16 protein-coding genes are annotated in these 19497 nt (G+C 65.8%); 5 read left to right on the top strand and 11 right to left on the bottom strand.

Annotated features, from left to right (window positions below):
• Positions 1–33 precede the first annotated feature (33 nt).
• The 4 genes from I6F12_RS21530 to I6F12_RS21545 form a co-directional block, all read right to left on the bottom strand.
• Positions 34–1245 carry an ABC transporter substrate-binding protein gene (locus I6F12_RS21530; protein ID WP_225157169.1) on the bottom strand — a complete coding sequence of 404 codons (1212 nt, stop codon included), beginning with the start codon at positions 1243–1245 and terminating at the stop codon, positions 34–36.
• 42 nt (positions 1246–1287) lie between these two features.
• The gene (locus I6F12_RS21535) at positions 1288–2139 is read right to left on the bottom strand and encodes a fumarylacetoacetate hydrolase family protein (RefSeq protein WP_225157170.1); all 852 of its coding nucleotides are present in this window, start codon (positions 2137–2139) and stop codon (positions 1288–1290) included.
• A 24-nt stretch (positions 2140–2163) separates the two neighbouring features.
• The gene (locus I6F12_RS21540) at positions 2164–3687 is read right to left on the bottom strand and encodes a bifunctional 3-(3-hydroxy-phenyl)propionate/3-hydroxycinnamic acid hydroxylase (RefSeq protein WP_225157171.1); all 1524 of its coding nucleotides are present in this window, start codon (positions 3685–3687) and stop codon (positions 2164–2166) included.
• 72 nt (positions 3688–3759) lie between these two features.
• Complete coding sequence (locus tag I6F12_RS21545) at positions 3760–4551, bottom strand: DNA-binding transcriptional regulator (RefSeq protein WP_036029106.1); 792 nt, start codon at positions 4549–4551, stop codon at positions 3760–3762.
• A 148-nt stretch (positions 4552–4699) separates the two neighbouring features.
• On the opposite strand from I6F12_RS21545, the gene I6F12_RS21550 reads away from it, so the two are divergent.
• Positions 4700–5683: a VOC family protein gene (locus I6F12_RS21550; RefSeq protein WP_225157172.1), complete on the top strand. Its 984-nt coding sequence runs from the start codon at positions 4700–4702 to the stop codon at positions 5681–5683.
• Between the two features lie 18 nt (positions 5684–5701).
• Here I6F12_RS21550 and I6F12_RS21555 read toward each other — a convergent pair whose 3' ends face one another.
• Positions 5702–6364: a response regulator transcription factor gene (locus tag I6F12_RS21555; RefSeq protein ID WP_036029111.1), complete on the bottom strand. Its 663-nt coding sequence runs from the start codon at positions 6362–6364 to the stop codon at positions 5702–5704.
• Positions 6361–7743, bottom strand: coding sequence for a histidine kinase (locus tag I6F12_RS21560; protein ID WP_225157173.1), 1383 nt, complete (start codon positions 7741–7743; stop codon positions 6361–6363). Before I6F12_RS21560 ends, I6F12_RS21555 begins: the two co-directional genes overlap by 4 nt.
• Positions 7744–7929: 186 nt before the next feature.
• On the opposite strand from I6F12_RS21560, the gene I6F12_RS21565 reads away from it, so the two are divergent.
• The gene (locus I6F12_RS21565) at positions 7930–8814 is read left to right on the top strand and encodes a DUF3280 domain-containing protein (protein WP_225142863.1); all 885 of its coding nucleotides are present in this window, start codon (positions 7930–7932) and stop codon (positions 8812–8814) included.
• On the opposite strand, the gene I6F12_RS21570 is transcribed toward I6F12_RS21565, so the two are convergent.
• From I6F12_RS21570 to I6F12_RS21580, 3 genes are read right to left on the bottom strand one after another with little or no spacing between them, the layout of a single operon-like run.
• A complete protein-coding gene (locus I6F12_RS21570; RefSeq protein ID WP_225142865.1) occupies positions 8804–9835 on the bottom strand; it encodes an L-idonate 5-dehydrogenase in 1032 nt (343 codons plus the stop codon). The genes I6F12_RS21565 and I6F12_RS21570 overlap by 11 nt on opposite strands.
• A gap of 26 nt (positions 9836–9861) precedes the next feature.
• A complete protein-coding gene (locus tag I6F12_RS21575) occupies positions 9862–10629 on the bottom strand; it encodes a glucose 1-dehydrogenase (protein ID WP_225132552.1) in 768 nt (255 codons plus the stop codon).
• 12 nt (positions 10630–10641) lie between these two features.
• Complete coding sequence (locus I6F12_RS21580) at positions 10642–11841, bottom strand: mandelate racemase/muconate lactonizing enzyme family protein (RefSeq protein ID WP_225142866.1); 1200 nt, start codon at positions 11839–11841, stop codon at positions 10642–10644.
• Positions 11842–12019: 178 nt separating this feature from the next.
• On the opposite strand from I6F12_RS21580, the gene I6F12_RS21585 reads away from it, so the two are divergent.
• Both I6F12_RS21585 and I6F12_RS21590 read left to right on the top strand, forming a co-directional pair.
• Complete coding sequence (locus I6F12_RS21585) at positions 12020–12784, top strand: GntR family transcriptional regulator (RefSeq protein WP_225142868.1); 765 nt, start codon at positions 12020–12022, stop codon at positions 12782–12784.
• 121 nt (positions 12785–12905) lie between these two features.
• Entirely contained in the window at positions 12906–14270 is a 1365-nt protein-coding gene (locus I6F12_RS21590; protein WP_057029694.1) for an MFS transporter, read from the top strand.
• A 9-nt stretch (positions 14271–14279) separates the two neighbouring features.
• Here I6F12_RS21590 and I6F12_RS21595 read toward each other — a convergent pair whose 3' ends face one another.
• Entirely contained in the window at positions 14280–15530 is a 1251-nt protein-coding gene (locus tag I6F12_RS21595; RefSeq protein ID WP_109143399.1) for an arsenic transporter, read from the bottom strand.
• A 125-nt stretch (positions 15531–15655) separates the two neighbouring features.
• Positions 15656–18133: a PAS domain S-box protein gene (locus I6F12_RS21600; RefSeq protein WP_225157174.1), complete on the bottom strand. Its 2478-nt coding sequence runs from the start codon at positions 18131–18133 to the stop codon at positions 15656–15658.
• Between the two features lie 217 nt (positions 18134–18350).
• Between I6F12_RS21600 and I6F12_RS21605 the strand changes: the two genes are divergently transcribed.
• Positions 18351–19421: a putative zinc-binding peptidase gene (locus tag I6F12_RS21605; protein ID WP_225114299.1), complete on the top strand. Its 1071-nt coding sequence runs from the start codon at positions 18351–18353 to the stop codon at positions 19419–19421.
• Positions 19422–19497: the final 76 nt, after the last annotated feature.

The following is a 19497-nucleotide window of genomic DNA, read 5'->3' on the forward strand; positions in this document are numbered from 1 at the left end:
AAGCGAAGCGGTATCCACTTCGCTTCAAAGCGCTTACTTGCCGACCAGGCTGCATTTGCTGCGATCGAGCGGGCGGAAGGCCTGGTCGGGCGGGATCGTCGCGACCAGCTTGACGAAGTCCCACGGACCCTTGGATTCCTCCGGTGTCTTGACCTGCACCAGATAGAGATCGTGCACCATGCGTTGGTCCTCGCGGATGCGGCCGTTGGGGGTGTAGGCGTCCGACACCGGCGTCGCCTTCATTTTGGCCATCACGACGGCGCCCTCATCGGAACCGGTGTCCTTCACGGCCTGCAGATAGTGGCGCACGGCGGAATAGACGCCGGCCTGAATCTGCGAGGGCATCGCCTTGCGGCGAGCATAGAATGCATCGGAGAATCTCCGGGCGGCCGGCGAGACATCCTCGAAGAAGGAGGTGACGATGAGATCACCGCGCGTCGCTTTGAGCCCAACCGCCTCGATGTCGACGTTCTGGAACGACATCGGCACGATCTTCATGCCTTGGCTGGCGAGGCCGAACTCCTCGGCCTGCTTGATCGCGGTCGCGTTGTCGCCGGCAACGTTGATGGCCAGGATCTTGGCGCCCGACGACTGCGCCTGGAGCAGGAATGAGCTGTAATCGGGCGTGCCGAGCTGCGCCTTGACGCTGCCGGCGACCTTGCCGCCGAGTGCGGCGATGCGCTCGCGTGCGGTCACCTCGATCGAATGGCCGAAGGCGTAGTCGCCGGTGATGAAGAACCAGGGCTCCTTGCTGGTCTGCATGATGCCGGAGACCACGGCGGTCGCGGTGGAATAGGCGTCCTGGGTCCATTGCACGCTGGTTGGCGCGCACGCTTCATCGGTCAGCTGGTTCGCGCCGGCGCCGGAGATGAGGAATATCTTGCCGTTGCCGCGCACCAGCTCCTGCACCGCCAGCGCTGCACCGGAGCTGCCGCCATCGGCGACGGCCTGGACCCCGTCGCTGAACCATTTTCGCGCCAGCGATGCGGCGAGATCCGGCTTGTTCTGGTGATCGGCCTGCAAGATCTCGATCGGCTTGCCGTTGATCTTGCCGCCGAACTCCTCGGCGGCCATCCGTGCCGCTTCGACCGAGCCCGGACCCATGGCGGTTGCAAACACGCCGTTCATGTCGGTGAGGACGCCGATGCGGATGGCCTCGCCCTTGATCTCGGCCCGCGCGGGGAGGGGCGCGAGCGCAAGTGCGATCAGGAGGGTGGCGACGGAGGTGGTGCGGGTCGTGCCCATGGCGTTTCCTTGATGTTATCGTTGATTGATCGATGTTGACGGTCAGGCCAGTTCGGCGATCACAGCGTTGCGCAGGGTGCCGATGCTGGAGATCTCGACCTCGACGGTGTCGCCGGGGCGCATCCACAGCGGCGGCGTGCGCTTGGCGCCGACACCGCCTGGCGTGCCCGTGACGATGACGTCGCCGGGCAGGAGCGGGCAGATGGTGGAGATGTAGGCGATCAGCTCGGGGATGGCGGTGATCAGGAGATCCGTCGTGGTGTCCTGCACGACGTTGCCGTTGAGCCTTGTCTGCAAGGTGAGTTTTGACGGATCCGGAATCTCGTCGGTCGTCACCAGCCACGGACCGAAACTGCCGCTCTCGGCAAAGGTCTTCCCGGCGAGGAATTGGCTGGTGTGGCGCTGCCAGTCGCGGATGCTGCCTTCGTTGTAGCAGGAATAGCCGGCGACGTGGTCGAGCGCGCGGCCAGGGGGGATGTGACGGCCCGCCTTGCCGATGACGAGCGCGAGCTCGCCTTCGTAGTCGAAGTCGTCGCTCACCCCAGGTTTGACGATGGGCTGGAGATGACCGACCTGGCTACAGGCGAAGCGCGCAAACAGCGCCGGCTTTTCGGTGACGGTGCGGCCGGTCTCGGCGACGTGATCGCGATAGTTGAGGCCGACGCAGATGATCTTGCCGGGATCGGGAATCACGGGCGCGAAGTTGATCTTGTCGAGCGGATGATCAGGGGCCGCGGAGGCGGCCAGCCTTGCCGCCTCGGCGAGCTGACCGGCTTCGAGCAGCTCCCGCAGCGTGGTGCACGCCGCCATCCGCGCGCCGAGATCGACGACGCCGTTGTCCTTGACGGCGCCGAAGGTGGGGCGTCCGTCGGCGAGGAAAGAAAGCAGCTTCATGAAATTGTCCTTGACAGGGTTCGGTCAGGCCGCGGAGGGCGCTTGGGCTGAAGGAATTTGGGTTGCAGGCGCGATGGCGGCGATGAGGCGGTCGAGCTCGGCCTCGTTGCGGGCGGAGCCGCGGATGTAACGGTCGGGACGAACCAGTGCGGCGATGATGCCGTGCTCGCGCAGCCAGGGCCCAAGATCGTTGGCATCGTCGCTGGTCAGGATCTTGATCCCCGTCTGCGACAGCGCAAGACGCGATGAGAGTGCCGCCGCCGTCTCGACGAGCAGTACGTGGTTGTAGCCGGTCCGGTCATCGCTGCGGCTGGCGTCGGTCAATGTGAACTGCGGCGCGAGATGTCCGGCGAGCGGCAGGTCGCCGAACACTAGTCCGGGGCCGAGCAGGGGCTTCTTCACGTCCAGCTTGACCGGCGCGTTCTCGCGCGCTTCGCCGGCGGCAAGGCCGGCCTCGATCGCCTTGGTGTTGATGACACCGCCGAGGCGAATGGCGAGCTCGATGAACTCGCGCACATGCGGCAGGCGTTCGCTCTGATAGGTGTCGAGCAGATCGGGCGCGGCGCCTTCGCGGATCACGCTCGCCAGCTTCCAGGCGAGGTTGGCGGCATCACGGATGCCGGCGCACATGCCCTGGCCGAGGAAGGGCGGGGTCTGGTGCGCAGAATCGCCCGCGAGCAGCAATCGCCCGTTCCGCCATTGCTGCGCGATGACCGAATGGAACGTGTAGACCGCGGCGCGCTCGATCTCGGCATCGGCGGGCGTGATCCAGCGCGACAGCAGCTCCCAGACCTTCGCGGCTTGCGCGACGTCCTGCGAATCCTCGTCCGGGAGAACCGTGATCTCCCAGCGGCGCCGCATGCCGGTGCCGCGTACATAAGTTGCCGGCCGCCTGGGATCGCAATGCTGGAGGCTGTAGTCACCGAGGTCGTCGCGCGCGCGATTGAGCAGGACGTCGATCACGAGCCAGCGCTCGTGGAAGCCGAGGTCGTCCATGCCAGAACCGATGAAGCGGCGCACTAGGGAGCGGGCGCCGTCGCAGCCGATCACGTAGGCGGTTCGGACCTCGCTGAGCCTCCCGTTAGAGAGGTCTTCGCAGCGGACGCGCACGCCGTGCTCGTCCTGATCGAGCGCGAACACCTCGCAGCGGTTGCGCAAGGTGACGTGCGGCCAGCGGGCGAGGCCACCGATCAACGCGTCCTCCAGATCCGGCTGGTGGAAGCGGTAGCTGAGATGCCAGCCCATCGGCGTCAGCGTTTGCGGACGGGACCAGTCCAGCAGCATGCGGCCGGCTGCATCGAGAAACAGCATGCCGGGACTGAGAATGACGTGCGGCAGGATCGCCTCGGCAAGCCCGATGGTCTGGAACACGCGCATGCATTCATCGTCGAAATGCACCGCGCGCGGCAGATGATAGGTCCGCGCCTCGCGCTCCAGCACCAGAGTCCGCACGCCGCACAGGCCGAGCAGGTTGGCGAGCGTGGCGCCCACCGGCCCGCGGCCGACGATCACGACGTCAAACTCTTCCGGGGTGGATTTATCTTGCATGGGGTATCTCTTCCCCAAGCAGGGCCGGCGCATCAACGCCGGCGCGGCAAGTGTCCGCCCAGCGGACGGCCTCTATTCCGCAACAGGAATGGCCGACGCCGTTTCCAGCAGCTGGCTCGCAAACTGCGCGACCGCTTCCTCGATCCCCAGCGCCGAGCGGATCCAGATGATCGAGATGCAGCCGAATACGGCGCCGTCCCGCACGATGGCAACGGCAATCGAAGCCGTCTTGGGATTGTATTCGCCCTCGGTTCGGATCGCGTAACCTCGCGCCGCGGTCTCGGCGATCATGCGGTCGAGCCGGCCCTGGTCGAGGAAGGGGCGGTCGTCGGCCTCATCGATGCGGCGGAGATGATTGATGATGAGATCGCGTTCGCGCGCAGGGCAGGCGGCGAGATAGGCGCGGCCCGCAGACGTGCGCAGCATCGGCAGGCGCTTGCCGATCATGCCGCGGTCGATCGAGAGCGGGCTGCGAGAGTGGGTGGTCTCCTGCACCACCATCGCCGCGTTCTCGTAAGTCGAGAGATCGACCGGCCAGACCAGCTTCTTGCTGAGATCGGCGAGATAGGGCGCCGCCGCCTGGCAGATCACCACGCCGGGATCGTAGCCGTCGCCGAGGCTTAGGGCACGCCGGGTGACCCGAAATCGGTCGTCGCTGGCGCTGCGGGCGATATAGCCGAGCTCCTCCAGGGTTTCGAGGAGGCGGTAGACGGTGGGTCGGGGCAGGTCGAGCGCGCGGGCGACGTCGCCGGCGCGGATGCCGCCGGAGCGGTTGACCTCGTGCAGCACGTCGAGCCCGCGCTTGAAGGCACGGACGCCCTCAGACTGCCGAGGCTGGCCGTTCCGCGTCCGCTCCTTGGACACTTCCTATTTCCTCCCTTGTGGCACATCGCGGCGCGCTTATTGTCGCCTGCGAACGCGAGGCGATTGCGGAACGCCACCGTAGGATCGCGCGCGGCCGGTATCAAGCTCGCCGCAGTACGGTGATCGCGTCGCCTTCGGGAGGAGTTCGATGGAAATCGCAGCGCTCGGCTATATCGGAATCAGTTCATCCCAGCTCGAGCAGTGGAGCCGGATGGCGACCGGGCTGCTCGGCATGCAGCAGGTCGATCGCGGCGGCAAGATGCGGGCCTTTCGCATGGACGACCGCAAGCAGCGGCTGATCGTCGACGGCGGCAGCGATGCCGGCCTTGCGGTGATGGGATGGGAGGTTCCTTCGACCGCCGAACTGGATAAGCTGGCAGGACGGCTCGAAAGCCATGGCATCAAGGTGGCGAGGGGCTCGCGCGCACTCGCTGACGAGCGGCATGTCGCCGAGCTGATCGCGTTCACGGACCCCGCCGGCAACCGGCTGGAGGCTTTTTGCAAGCCGGAGCTTGCGAGCGAGCCGTTCAGGCCGGGTCGCCCGATCTCGGGCTTCCGCACCGGCGCGCTCGGCATGGGGCATGTCGTGCTCAATGTGGAGGACGTCGAGCCGCTGTTGCCGTTCTATCGCGACGTGCTCGGCTTTCACGTCTCCGATTTCGGGCTGAAGCCTTACGGGCTTTATTTCTTCCACGTCAACGGCCGCCACCACTCCTTTGCGATGGTCGGCTCGGGGCGAAAGGCGATGCATCACTTCATGGTCGAACTCGGCTGCCTCGATGATGTCGGGCAGGGCTACGACCTCGCGCAGATGGACGAGGGACGCATCGCCTACACGCTGGGCCGGCACACCAATGACCACATGACCTCGTTCTACGTGAATACGCCGTCCGGCTTCTTCATCGAATATGGCTGGGGCGGCCGCGTCATCGATCCCGAGACCTGGCAGCCGCACGAGACCTTTGATGGGCCCTCGCTGTGGGGCCACGAGCGGCTGCATATGCCCGAAGAGCAGCGCACGCGATTGCGCGAGATGCGGCTGGATGCGGCTGCCCGCGGCGTGCGCGTCGCCGATCCGCGCGTGCCGCCACTCAACTGCGCGTGGCTGGACTCGGTGGTCGCACGTGAGTGATCTGCGGCGACGCCGCGATCAGGCTTCGCCGAGATCAACCTCCGTCAAGATCCCCTGGCGCAGCGCCAGCCGGACCAGCTCGATGTCGGAGCCAACGCCAAGCTTGTCCTTGATCAGCGAGTGCAGGTTCGCCACCGTCTTCGGGCTGACATGCAGCGTCTCGGCGATCTCCTCCGTCGTGTTCTCGGCGAGCAGCAACCGCAGCACCTCGAACTCGCGTGGCGTCAGCACGTCGGCGGCGGAGCTCTCGCCGCTGATGCGGCTCAGCGCAAGCTCGTGGTCGATGTCGGGGCTGATGGCGATCTTGCCGGCGAGCACGTCCTTGACCGCGCGCACCAGGGTCTCGGGCGGGCTGGTCTTGGTGACGTAACCCCGTGCGCCGGCGCGGATCGCCTGCACGGCGAAGCCGGCGTTCTCGTGCATGGTGAAAACGAGAATCCGTGCCGCCTTGTCCCACTGCCTGATCCGCCTGACGGCCTCGATGCCGCCGATGCCGGGCATGCTGAGGTCCATGATGACGAGGTCGGGCGTCTCGGATTTGTAGAGGCGATAGGCTTCCGCTCCGTCGGCCGCCTCAGCGACGACGCGCAGGCCCGGCTGCTTCTGCAGCACCGAGCGATAGCCCTCACGGACGACGGAATGGTCGTCGACCAGCAGGATGGTCGCTTCCGCCGTGCTCATGCAGCGTGCTCCAGGGCCTCAGAGGCGGCAGCCGGGAGCGGAATGAATACGCGCAGCGAGGAGCCCTGAAGGCCGGTCTCGAAGCTGAGCCGGCCGCGAAGCGCGGCGACGCGCTCGCGCATGCCTAGCAGGCCCATTCCGGACTTAGCGGCAGCTTCGTTCGGCCGGCCATCGTCCTCGATCGCGAGCGCGATCTCGCTGTCGGCCATGGTCAGATGCAGGCTAACCTTCGTTGCACCGGCATGCTTGGCCGCGTTGGTGAGTGCCTCCTGCACGATGCGGTACAGGTTGGCACTGACAGAGGCGGGCACGCTGTCGAAGGCGCCGTCGAACCGGATATCGAAGCGCGGCTGGCCGCGGCTGCGGCCGTTCCACCCCGAAACCAGGCCTTCGAGGCTGGCGACCAGGCCGAGCTCCTCGACATCGGGCGGCCGCAGCCGGAACAGCGCACCGCGCAGCGTCTCCATCATGCCGGTCGCGGTGCGGGCAATGCTGTCGCATTCGCCGAGCAGGTCGGGACAGTCCTGCGCCGCAGTCTGGCGGGCGGATGCGGCCAGCGCGCGGATCGCGGCGAGGGACTGGCCGAATTCGTCGTGCAGTTCGCGGGCGAGATGGCGGCGCTCCTCGTCCTGGAGCGCGATCAGCTTCCGCGTCAGCTCGTTGCGCTCGGCAAGCGCAGTGTCGAGGCTTTCGGCGAGGTGGTTGAAGACGTCGCGGATGGCGGAGAGCTCGGCGAGATCGAACGGCGGCAGCCGCGTGGTGAGGTCGCCGGCGGCGATGCGTTCGAGGCCGCTGCCGATCATGCGGGTGGGGCGCAGGGCACGGGCCAGTGCGGCATAGACCAGCGCACAGAGCAGCGGCAGCGCGATCGCAAGCGCGATCATCAGGCGGCCGGCCTCGTGCCAGGCCTCCGCCGTCTGCACCGCCGGATCGATCGAGACCACGGTCTCGCCGAGCTTGGTTCCGCGCACGATCACGGGCCGCGCCGCCTCGCGGCCCGGGTCGAACAGGCTGCGATAGAAGGCCGAGAAGGCTTGCGGCGGCGGGCTCGCCGGGGCAGGCGCGCCGCTACAGAAGCGCTGCAGCATGTCGCCGCTCGCGCTGCGGAAGCCGAGGCAGAGGCCGGGCGTCATCACATGGGCCGACACCGGGTCGAGGTCCGGAAAGTCCGAGCGGGGGCTCGCCCCCCATTGCACCTTGCCTTGCTGCAGCTCGAGCGTCTTGGCCACGATGGCGGCGATCCCGTCGATCCGCGCATGCGCGGCGTTATCGGCGGCGACGAGGAAATAGGTCGAGATCACGGCGAAGCAGGCAGCCGAGATCGCGGCCACGCGCAGCGTCAGACGGACCTTGAGATCGAATCTCGGGCGATTCCACATCGGCTTGCACCTGGTGCGAACGGGCTTGTCGCGCCTCATTAAAGGGCAGAACGCCGGCGGCGGGAAGCGTTCCCGACTTGCCGCACCGCAATGTCGTGAAAATTTCCCGGCATTGGTCGGGACAGTGACGGCTGCGGAGCCTCAGGCGGCCCGTCCAGATTTTCGTCCCATCCACGAGGTCCGTTCATGCACCGCTGCCGCCTGGTTCTCTCCGCCTGTCTCCTCTTCGTCGTCTCTTGCTCGCCCCTCGCTGCGCAGGCCGCCATCGGCGTCGCCATGGACGATTTCAGCTACACCGACACTTCGGGCGAGCCGACCGACCAGACCGCGGCCCACGAGCGGCGGCTGGCGGCGTTCATGGCCGCGCTTCGAAGGGACATCGAGGCAGACCAGCGCTACCGCTTGGTGCGATCCGTCCAAGACGGAGCGGTGTTCAAGGTGGTCGGCGGCATTCAGAAGACGAGCACGCTGGTGCAATGGGCCAAGGTCGCCGTGATCGACGTCGGCACCAAGACGCTCGTGCTGGACAAGCTCTACAGCTTCCGCGGCGACAATGACGAAGCATGGGAGCGCGCGCAGATGTTCGTGTCTCGCGAGGTCATGGCCGCGCTCGGCACGCCTGCGCCGGTCGCGCTTGCCGTGTTCGATTTCGAGCTCGAGGACATGACGGCCGCCTCAGCGGGGACGTCCGGTGCGTCGGATGCGCCATATCTCGCGGAGGTCACTGGCGGTGTGCGCGAGGCGCTCGGCCAATCCGGCCGTTACCGCATCGTCGAGGTCGGCGCAGAGGCGGGGAAGGCCGGCGCTTTGCGGGATTGCGGCGGCTGCGAGGTCTCCATTGCGCGCAAGCTCGGCGCGGACCAATCACTGATCGGTGTGGTGCGCCGCGTCAGCCGCACCGAATACACGCTGGGCTTCCAGGTGCGCGATGCCAGGACCGGCGCGGTGCTGGCGCGTGGCGACAGCGGACTACGCATGGGCGCCGACTATTCCTGGAAGCGCGGGGCCGTGCGGCTGGTCACCGACCGGCTGATCGAGGGGCAACAGGCCAACGACGCGCCTAGAAGGTAAGCTGGACCTTCATCGACTGCGCGCGGTCGCTGGCGAGCTCGAAGGCCGCGGCCGCATTCTCGAACGGCATGGTGGCCGTGATCAACGGCTTGACGTCGATCAGGCCGTCGCCCATCAGGCGCACCGCGAGCTCGAATTCGGGATCGAAGCGGAACGTGCCGCGCAGCTGCAATTCCTTAGCGACGATCGTGTTGATCGGCAGCGTCATCTCGCCGCCCAGGCCGAGTTGCACCAGCGTCGCGCCGGGCCTCAGCACGTCGAGCGCGGTGCGAAGCGCGGCCTGGTTGCCGGAGGCCTCGAACAGCGTGTCGAACACGCCCTTGCCGGCGCGCCAGGGATCGAGCGCAGTGGCATTGGTCGCGACGTTGATGGCATGCGTGGCGCCGAGCTTTTTCGCGACCGCGAGCGGGGCGTCGGCCACATCGGTGACAACGATCTCCGACGCGCCGCCGAAGCGCGAGACCAAAATCATCAGCGCGCCGATCGGACCGCAGCCGGTGATCAGCACGCGCTTGCCGAGCAGGGGACCGGCCTGCTTGCCGGCATGCAGGCACACCGCAAGCGGCTCGGCGACCGCGGCTTCCGCCAGCGACAGCTTGTCTGAGATCGGCACGGCCTGCGTCGCGTCGACCGTGATGAACTCGCGAAAGCCGCCCTGCACATGGGGAAAGCGCATCGCGCTGCCGAGAAAGCGCATGTCGAGGCACTGGTTGCGCATGCCTTCCTGGCAATGCAGGCAAGCCCCGCACGGTTTGCTCGGGTTGACCGCGACGCGCGTGCCCGGCCTGACATTGGCGACGCCGTCACCGACGTCAGCGACGACGCCGGCGATCTCGTGACCCAGGGCCATCGGTTGCTGAATCCGCACGACACCGAAGCCGCCGTGATGATAGTAGTGCAGATCGGAGCCGCAGATTCCGCCATTGGCGATCTTGACGCGGACCTCGCCAGGGCCGGCGGCGGGATCGGCATAGTTGTCGATCCGCAGGTCCTTCGGGGCGTGGATGACGACGGCGCGCATGGCTTGCTCCTTCGTGGTCTTGGCGATCACATCGCGGCGATCATGCCGCCATCGACATAGATGATCTGGCCGTTGACGTAGGTCGACGCATCCGAGGCGAGGAAGATCGCGGCGCCCACCAGCTCATCCGGCTTGCCCCAGCGCTTGGAGGGAATGCGGCCCATCAGCCAATTGTTGAAATCGGCGTTGTTGACCAGTGCCTCGTTCATGTCGGTGAGCATGTAGCCGGGGCCGATCGCATTGGCCTGGATGCCGTGCTGGGCCCATTCCACCGCCATCGATCGGGTCAGGTTCTTGATGCCGCCCTTGGCCGCGGTGTAGGGCGCAATGGTGGGGCGGGCGAGCTCGCTGCCGAGCGAGCCGATATTGATGATCTTGCCGTGCTTGCGCGGGATCATGCGCTTGGCCGCCTCGCGGCCGATCACGAAGGCGCTGGTGAGGTTGGTCTCGATCACCTTGCGCCATTCGTCGGTGGTGAACTCGACCAGCGGCTTGCGGTGCTGGATGCCGGCATTGTTGACGAGGATGTCGACGGCGAGGCCTTGTCTGTCGAACTCGTTGAAGGCGGCGACGATTGCGGGCTCATCGGTGACGTTGAAGGCAGCGCCTTCGGCCTGATGGCCGGCGGCGCGAAACTCGGCGACGGCCTGCTCGACTCGCTTGGGATCGACGCCGTTGATGATGATCTTCGCGCCGGCCTTGGCCATGCCTTCGGCGATGGCGCGGCCGAGACCGCGGGACGAGCCGGTCACGAGCGCGGTGCGGCCGGAGAGATCGAAAAGGGAAGTGCTCATCTCAAGAATTCCTCAGACGTTGGAGCGGCGCACGGTGAGATCGGTGCGCTCGAAGACGGCAGGCAAGAGGTCGGCGCCCAGGCCGGGGCCTTCCATCGGAAAGACATAGCCGTCCTTGATGGTGGGCATCGTGGTGACGAGCTCATTGTACCAGCCCTTGTAGAAGGCGCGCACGGATTCCTGGATCAGGGTGTTGGGCTGGCTGAAGGACATGTGGATAGCCGCGATGAAGCCGATCGGGCCAATACAGTCATGAGGAGCAAAAGGCCGGTGATAGGTCTCGGCCATTGCCGCGATCTTGCGGCCTTCGGTGAGACCGCCGGTCCAGCACAGATCGGCCATCACCACGTGCATGGCGTCGCGGTCGAGCATGTCCTTGTAGGGGAAGCGCGAGCCCAGCGTCTCGCTGGCGCAGACCCAGACGTCGGTCGAACGGGCATATTCGGCCAACGCCTGCGGCGAGTTCATCCGGATCGGGTCCTCGTACCAGGTCGGCTTGTAGGGCTCGAGCGCACGGGCGATCTGCTTGGCGGTCGGCAGATTCCAGAGCGAATGGAGCTCGACCATGATCTCCATCTTGTCGCCGACGGCTTTGCGGATCTTCTCGAACGGCTCAATCGCCTGCTTCATCTGTGCGGCGGTGATGTAGAGGCCCTTGTTCTCCTGCGCGGCGGGATCGAACGGCCAGATCTTCATCGCCGAGATGCCGCTTTCGAGCAGGCTTTCGGCGAGCGCATCGGCATGGTTCATGAAGCCGTCGAGATCTTCATAGGGCCCCTTGGAGGCGCCGAGATTCCAATTGGCCACCGGGCTGATATTGGTCGAGCGCACATATTGCGTGCCGGCGCAGGTGTTGTAGATGCGCTGCTTGTCGCGGCAGAGGCCCCCGAGCATCTGGTGCACCGGCTGACCGCAGACCTTGCCGAATAGATCCCACAGCGCGATGTCGATCGCTGATGCCGCGCGGTATTCGACGCCGGTCGAGGACTGCGCCATCGGCAGGTTCAGCATGTCGCGATGGATCGCTTCGATGTGCAGGGGATTGCGGCCGAGCAGGCGGCCGGCAAAGGTGTCGTGGATCTGCGCTTCGACCGCGCCGGCGCCATAGAAGGTTTCGCCGAGACCGATCAGACCAGTGTCGGTGTGGATGCGGACCCAGATGACGTTGGAAAATTCCTCGGCGCGCAATGTCTCGATCGACGTGATCTTCACGGCAAGTATCCTCCCATCGAACGGCGCTTCGCACCTGACGTCTCATTTTGCGCTGCAGCATGCTGCAGGTCGTGCCGACGTCTTACGCTTGCTTGTAATATATCACAACATGTTTTAAGGGTACCACGAACAAGGCGCCACCCAGCAACGAGAGCGCGGGCTGACGGGAGAGGACGGCATGGCACGGCGCAAGCGCGCACTCGCGGTGGTGAGACACGGCGACGGGGAGGGCAGGCCCTCCCGGCGCAACCGTCTCAACTTCTTCGAGCTGGCTTATCAGAGGATCGAGGAGCTGCTCGTTCACTGCGAGCTCAAGCCCGGACAATTCATGACGATGCTGGAGTTGCAGCAAATCACCGGTTTCGGCCGCACGCCGGTGCATCACGCCGTCAATCGTCTCTCCGCCGACACCCTCATCATCATCCGGCCGCGTCACGGCCTGCACATTGCGCCGATCGATCTGGCGCGCGAGCGCATGCTGCTGGCCTTACGCCGCGACATGGAGCGCTTCGTGATCCGCCTCGCGGCCGATCGTGCCAGCCTGTCGCATCGCAATCAGGCGCTGCACATCGAGCGCCTGCTGCGCGAGCGCCGCGCCAGCCTGACGCTCGACGAATTCAATCATATCGACCGCCGCATCGATGCGCTGGTGCTGGAGGCCGCCGGCGAACCTTTCCTGGTGCATACGCTGCGGCCGCTGCACACGCTGTATCGGCGCATCGGCTACATCCATCATCGCTTCATGCCGGGGCAGGCGGATCTGTCAGGCACGATCGATCATCATCTCGCCATTCTTGCAGCCGTTGCCAACCGCCGCGTCGAGGAGGCGGTGAAGGCGAGCGACGCGTTGATCGACTACATGGGCGAGATGTTTACGGGCATGGAGGCGGGGATCGATCCGCGCCTGCTCGATTGCAGCATCGAGCCGCTGCTCGGCGCGTAGGGCTTGATCCGGAAAAATGTGAGGCGGTTCTCCGAAGAGATCATGCGCAAGACAACAAGCTAAAGCGCGAGGAGATCCTGATCTCATCGCGCTTCAGAGAGTTGTGACGAAAGGAAGAAGAATGTCAACGATGGCGATGCCACAGGCGACCGCGAGCGAAGCCGCGGTCCGCTACCTCATCACGAACTACAGTCCCAAAGGCAACAAGGTCGGTTGGCTGATGATGGCCTCGATCCTGGTCGAGGCCTGGGACCTCTATTCGATCGCCTTCGTGCTGATCTTCATCAAGGAGCAGTACAATCCCGATCCGCTGATGCTCGGCCTCGCCGCCGCGGGCACGCAGGGCGGTGCCTTGATCGGCGCGCTGCTCGGCGGCTGGCTGTCCGACAAGATCGGCCGCCGCGTGATGTTCCTGGTGACGATGGTGCTGTTCATCGTACTGGCGCTGGCGCAGGCCTTCGTACCCAGCGTCGGCTGGCTTGTCGTGATCCGCTTCCTGCTCGGCATTCCGCTCGGCTCCGACATCTCGACCGGCTACACCTACATCATGGAATCCATGGCCAAGGGCGAGCGCGAGGTCATGGGCAATCGCTGGCAGTTCATGTTCGCCGTCGGTGAAGTTCTCACCATCGGCGTCATCGTGATCTTCCTGCTGGTCGACATGAACCACGAGATGCTGTGGCGCGTGACGCTCGGTCTCGGTGCGGTGCCGGCACTGATCATCCTGATCATGCGTCACGACGTGCCGGAGACGGCGGTGTGGCTGGTGCAAAAGGGGCGCTACCGCGAGGCCAAGCAGGTCGCGCGCGAGATGTTCAACGACAATCTCGATATGCTGCCGGATCGGGACGTCGAGGTTCCCAAGACCAGCACGCGCGCATTCCTCGCTGACCTCAGGAAGGATCCGATTCGCTGGCGTGCCACCCTTTATGGCTGGATCGCCTGTTTCGCCCAGGCGAGCGAGTTCTCGACCTTCGCATTCTATCTGCCGGTGCTGTTTGTGATGGTCGGCGTATCGAGCGTGCTTGGCATCAATGTGGTGACGATGGCGCTGTTCTCTTTCGCCGCCCTGTCGGGCTGGGTCGGACCCTTGCTGACGCCGAAGATCGGCCATCGTGGCATCGCCATCGCCGGCTTCGGCATCGTGCTGGTTTCGCTGCTGGTCGCGGCCTTCGCGCTCTACACCGACAACAAGATCCTGCTGCCGTTCGCCGCCGCCGGCATGCTCTGGGGCCATTATTGGGATGCGTCGAACTGCATGACGATCCCGACCATGGTCGCCCGTCCGCGATATCGGGGCACCGCAAGCGGCTTCGCCTACATGTTCGTGAAGCTGCCGTCGTTCCTGGCGATCTTCCTGTTCCCAACGGTGTTTGCCGCGATCGGGCAGGCGAACGCCACGCTGATGGTCGCGATCTTCCCGCTGGTAGGCCTGCTTGCCGCGATCTTCATCCTGCCGGAAGTCTACGGCTACGAGAACGACTGACGATGAGCGCTATCTGATCGCGGCGGCTAACGCCGCGATCAGGGCCGGCGGCGTCACCAGCAGGCCGAGCTTGAGGAACGGCCAGGCGCCGACCTCGATCTTCTCGCGGCGGAGCGCGACCAGCCAGAGGATGGTGGCGAGCGAGCCGGTGACCGACAGATTGGGGCCGAGGTCGACGCCGATCAGGATCGCGCTGACGACGGGCACCGGCAGATGATCGCCGGCGGCAACCGAGCCGGCGACGAGGCCGACCGGAAGATTGTTGGCGATGTTGTCGGCGAGCGCGGTGGCAATGCCCACGCTCCAGGCCGCCTGCGGGACCGATTGAGCTACCGCCTGGTGCAGCAACGCGTTGAGCTGCGCGATCACGCCGGTCTTGATCAACGCCTCCACCATGACGAAGAGCCCGCCGACGAGCGGCAACACGCTCCAGGACACCCCGCGCAGCACGGGCAAGGGTGATTGCCGGCTGAGCAGCAGCACGATCGCGGCCGTCACGCCGCCGCAGATAAAGGTCGGCAGGCCGAGCTGCTTGTCGAGCGCTGACGCCGTGACCAGCACGATGCCGATCGCGACGATGCCTATTGCGGTGAGCTTGCCGCCGCGGCCGAGCTTGGGATGCGGCACGCTGCGCGCGATCGTCTCTTCCTTCAGCGCGTGGTGCTGGGTCAGGCGCAGCACGATGTAGGTCAGCAGGATCGACGCCGCCGAGGGCAAGGCGAACAGGCGTAGCCATTCCGTCAGGTGCGGCATGCGCGCGCCGAACACGACGAGGTTGGCGGGGTTGGAGATCGGCAGGACGAAACTCGCGGCATTGGCGATGAAGGCGCAGACGAACAGATAAGGCAGCGGCTTCGCGCCGGCCGCGCGCGTCGCGGCATAGACGGCCGGCGTCAGCACGATCGCGGTAGCATCGTTGGAAAGCAGCACGGTCACGAGCGTGCCGACGAGATAGATCAGCAGGAACAGCCGCTGCGGCGAGCCGCGTGCGTATTCCACCGCGAGCGCGGCGAGATAATCGAACAGGCCTTCGAGCCGCGCCAGCTCGGCGATCAGCATCATGCCGATCAGGAAGAGATAGACGTCGAGGCCTTTCTCGATGCCCGTCAGCGCCTCCTGCCAGGGCAGCAAGCCTGATAGCACCAGGGCGCTCGCGCCGATCGCGGCCCAAATCGCCTCGGGCAGGCGAAACGGCCGGATGATGACGCAGGCGGTCGCGACGAAGATGATGCTCCAGGCCCAGATGGCGTCAGACGGCACGTTCAGTCCTTGAGGTTCGGTCAGTCATTCGGCATCGATAACCGATGCGGGAAGGGCTGTCTTCCCCTAGAGTCTTGCCGCGGCAACAGACTGGAATTCGTGGCTGCTTCTCGCGAATGTGACACTCACCTTGCGACTGACAGCTTCTCCATGATCGCCTTGCGCAGGATGCGCGAGAGCGACTCGACGGAATAGGGCTTCTGGATCAGCTCGAAGCCGCGATGGGCGTTTTCGGCGAGCACGTTGCTGTAGCCGGACGTGAGCACCACGGGCAGGCCCGGATAGCGCTCGCGGACGATGCCGGCGAGCTCGACCCCGTTCATGCCGGGCATGATGACGTCGGAGAATACGAGGTCGACGGCAAATTCATTCTCGCCCAGGATCGCCAGCGCCGCGTTGGCATTGGCGACGCGGCGGACGACATAGCCGAGATCCTCCAGGAGCTCGGTGGAGAAGCGGCCGACCTCGTCGTCGTCCTCGACCAGGAGCACGCGATAGCCACGCCCGGTCGTGGCCGCCTCGTGGCTCAGCGCCGCGGCTTCCTTCTCCGTGGTGGGGCTTTGCGCCTGCGGCAGGTAGATGGTGAAGGTGGCGCCTTCACCTTGCACGCTGGTCACCGCAATGTCGCCCTCGGACTGCTTGGCGAAGCCGAAGGCCTGGCTGAGGCCGAGGCCGGTGCCCTTGCCGACCTCCTTGGTGGTGAAGAACGGCTCGAAGATCTGTTCGAGATGTTCCGGCGCGATGCCGCTGCCGGTGTCGGTGACGGAGATCGCGACATAGTCGCCGCGGCGCGCCGATTGTGCGCGCAGGCTCGGTATTCCCGAGACCTTGCGCACGGCGATGGTGAGGCGGCCTTCGCCGTCCATGGCATCGCGAGCGTTGATGGCGAGATTGATCAGCGCTGTCTCGAACTGGGCGATGTCGGCCACCGTGAAGCAATCGGCATCCCGAACCTCGACGGCGATCTCGATGCGGGCGCCGACCAGCGGCCGCACCAGCTGCGCCACGCCCTCGACCTGGCTGCCGACGTTGAAGATCTGCGGCTTCAGCGGTTGCCGGCGCGCGAAGGCCAGAAGCTGCGCGGTCAGCTTGGAGGCGCGCTCGACCGTGTCGGAGATAGCATCGACGTAGCGGCGGCGGCGCTCCTCCGGCAGCTCGCGGCGGCGCAGGAAATCGGTCGCAGAGCGGATGATGGTGAGGAGATTGTTGAAGTCGTGCGCGACGCCACCGGTGAGCTGGCCGATCGCCTCCATCTTCTGCGATTGCCGCAGCGCTTCCTCGCCGCGGCGCCGCTCGGTGATGTCCACCGCCTCGGGCACGGCGCCGGTGATGTTGCCCTGGCGGTCGAGCACGGGACGCATGCCGAAGTCGAAATCGCGCTCGCCGATCGGAAGGCGCAGGCGCATCTCCAGCCGCACGGGTTCGCCCTTGAGCACGGTGTCGAAGGCCTCGCGCACGGCGGCACTCATGCCCTCCGTGCCGGTGAACCAGGGTGTGTCCCAGAACGGCTTTCCGACCACGTCCGCGGAATTCGCCTTGATGCCGGCGAGCGCGGTCTTGTTGGCGTAGACCAGCTGGCCCTCGAGATTGACCAGGCCCTGATACTGATTGCTCGTCTCCAGGATCGCGCGCAGCCGCGCCTCGTTGGCTTCGAGCTCGGCGGTGCGCTCGGCGATGCGCTCTTCCAGCGTCTCGTTCAGCCGCCGGAGATCGATCTCGGCCTGCTTGGCGACGGTGACGTCGTGGGCGACGCCGATGAAGCCGATATGCTTGCCGGTCGCATCCCAGCGCGGCTGCGATTCCGAGCGGAGCCAGCGCCATTCGCCGCTGGCGTTCTTGTAGCGCGCTTCCAGCACGAAGGGTTTGAGGGACGCTTCACCCTGGACGGATTGCTGCAGCACGTGCGGCAGGTCGTCGGGATGCAGCACCTTGCGCCAGTCGAAGTCGATGGCCTGGTCGTAGGGCAGGCCGACGAAATCGACATAGGCCTGGTTGGCGAAGGACCGCTTGCGGTCGAGCTTGGTGACCCAGATCGGCACCGGCGCGCTGTCGGCGATCAGCCGGAAGCGCTCCTCGCTTTCGCGCAGCGTCTCGCGCGCCAGCGCCTGATCGGTCATGTCGATATGAGCGCCGACGAGCCGGATGGCGCGGCCGTCCTTGTCGCGCTCGATCTTTGCGACGACCCGGATCCAGCGGGTCTCGCTGTCGCTGGGACGGATGATGCGGTATTCGGCGCTATAGTCCTCGCTCGCTCCGGCGAGCGCTTCGAAGAAATGCTTGACAGTGGCGTCGCGGTCGTCGGGATGGATACGGTTGACCCAATCCTCGTGCGACTCCTCGGCGGCTTCCGGCGGAAGGCCGTGGATCATCAGATATTCGGGCGAACGCCGGTTCTTGAAGCCTTCGCGGAAATCGACCTCGACGCCGCCGACCTTGCCGATGCGCTGGATGCGCGCCAGCTCGGCCTCGCGCTCCTGCAGCGCGCGATAGGCATTGTCGCGCTCGCGCGCGACGTCTTCGAGGTGCTGGCGCAGCCTTTCGGCGGCGATGGTCTCGGGCAAGGGTTCGTTCAAGGCATCGGCCGTTGTCATGCAGGTGCGCACGTGCCGGACCGATATTCACACAGACGGAGCGTGATGGCCATTGTTTAGAGGGCAGGTGGTGCCGGGAAATGGGGGCGCGCGCCTGAACGCAGAGAAGTACGCGGTGGTAACGTCCGGTCTGGCAATTTGTTCCGAATACTGGAACGATCGGCGGATTGAGGCGTCGTCGCGAGGTGCCAGCGCGCTCATAGGCTTTCCTTTCCCACGAGGCTAAATCTTGAAGCTCTTTATCTGCCAGGCCTGCGGCAACGTCCTCTATTTCGAGAACCGCGCCTGCGAACGCTGCGGCCATCGGATCGCCTTCCTGCCAGAGAAGGAGACGATGTCGGCGATCGAGGCCGACGGAGACGCCTGGAGCATCCTCGCCGACAAGAGTGAGAGCCGGATGCTGTGCCGGAATGCCGAGTACGACGCCTGCAACTGGCTGACCGACGCAGGCGATAGCACCGGCTATTGCCGCGCCTGCCGCCACAACGGGACCGTGCCGAACCTTTCGGATCCGGCGCAGCTCGCCGGCTGGCGCGAGCTGGAGGTGGCCAAGCACCGGCTGTTCTATTCCCTGATCCGCTGGAAGCTGCCGCTCCAGACCCGCCAGGACAATCCCGAGCATGGCCTGATCTTCAACTTCCTCGCCGACGATCCGCACAGCGGCGAGAAGGTCATGACCGGCCATGACAACGGCCTGATCACGATCGCGCTGACCGAGGCCGACGACATCGAGCGCGAGCGGCGCCGGCTCGAGATGGGCGAGCCGTACCGGACGCTGCTTGGGCACTTTCGCCACGAGGTCGGACATTACTTCTGGGATGTGCTGGTGCGCGATGGCGGCAAGCTCGACCAGTGCCGCGCCGTCTTCGGCGACGATAGCGCCGATTACGGCCAGGCCCTGCAGCGCCATTATGCCGAGGGCGCGCCGCCGGACTGGCAGCAGAACTACGTCTCGGCCTATGCCACGACCCACCCTTGGGAGGATTTCGCCGAAACCTGGGCGCACTACCTCCACATCGTCGATGCCCTGGAAATGGCCGCCGAGTTCGGCATGGAGGTGCGTCCCAAGGTCGACCGCGACGGGGAGCTGACGGCGCGCATCCGCTTCAACCCGTACGAGGCCAGGGATGTCGAGGTGCTGGTCAACGCATGGCTGCCCTTCACCTTCGCCATGAACAGCGTCAACCGCGCCATGGGCCTGCGCGACCTCTATCCCTTCATCCTGTCGCCCGCGGTGGTCGGCAAGCTGGGCTTCATTCATGACCTGGTCCGGGACGCGGCCAAGGCCGGAAAGTCCTAGGGATGCCGCACGGCAGGCGCGCCGGGCCCATTTCGGTCTTGCGCTGGTACGCCAAAGGCGGCCCGATTTAGACCGT

The organism is Bradyrhizobium sp. IC4059 (assembly GCF_020193615.1).
Taxonomy (GTDB): Bacteria; Pseudomonadota; Alphaproteobacteria; order Rhizobiales; family Xanthobacteraceae; genus Bradyrhizobium; species Bradyrhizobium yuanmingense.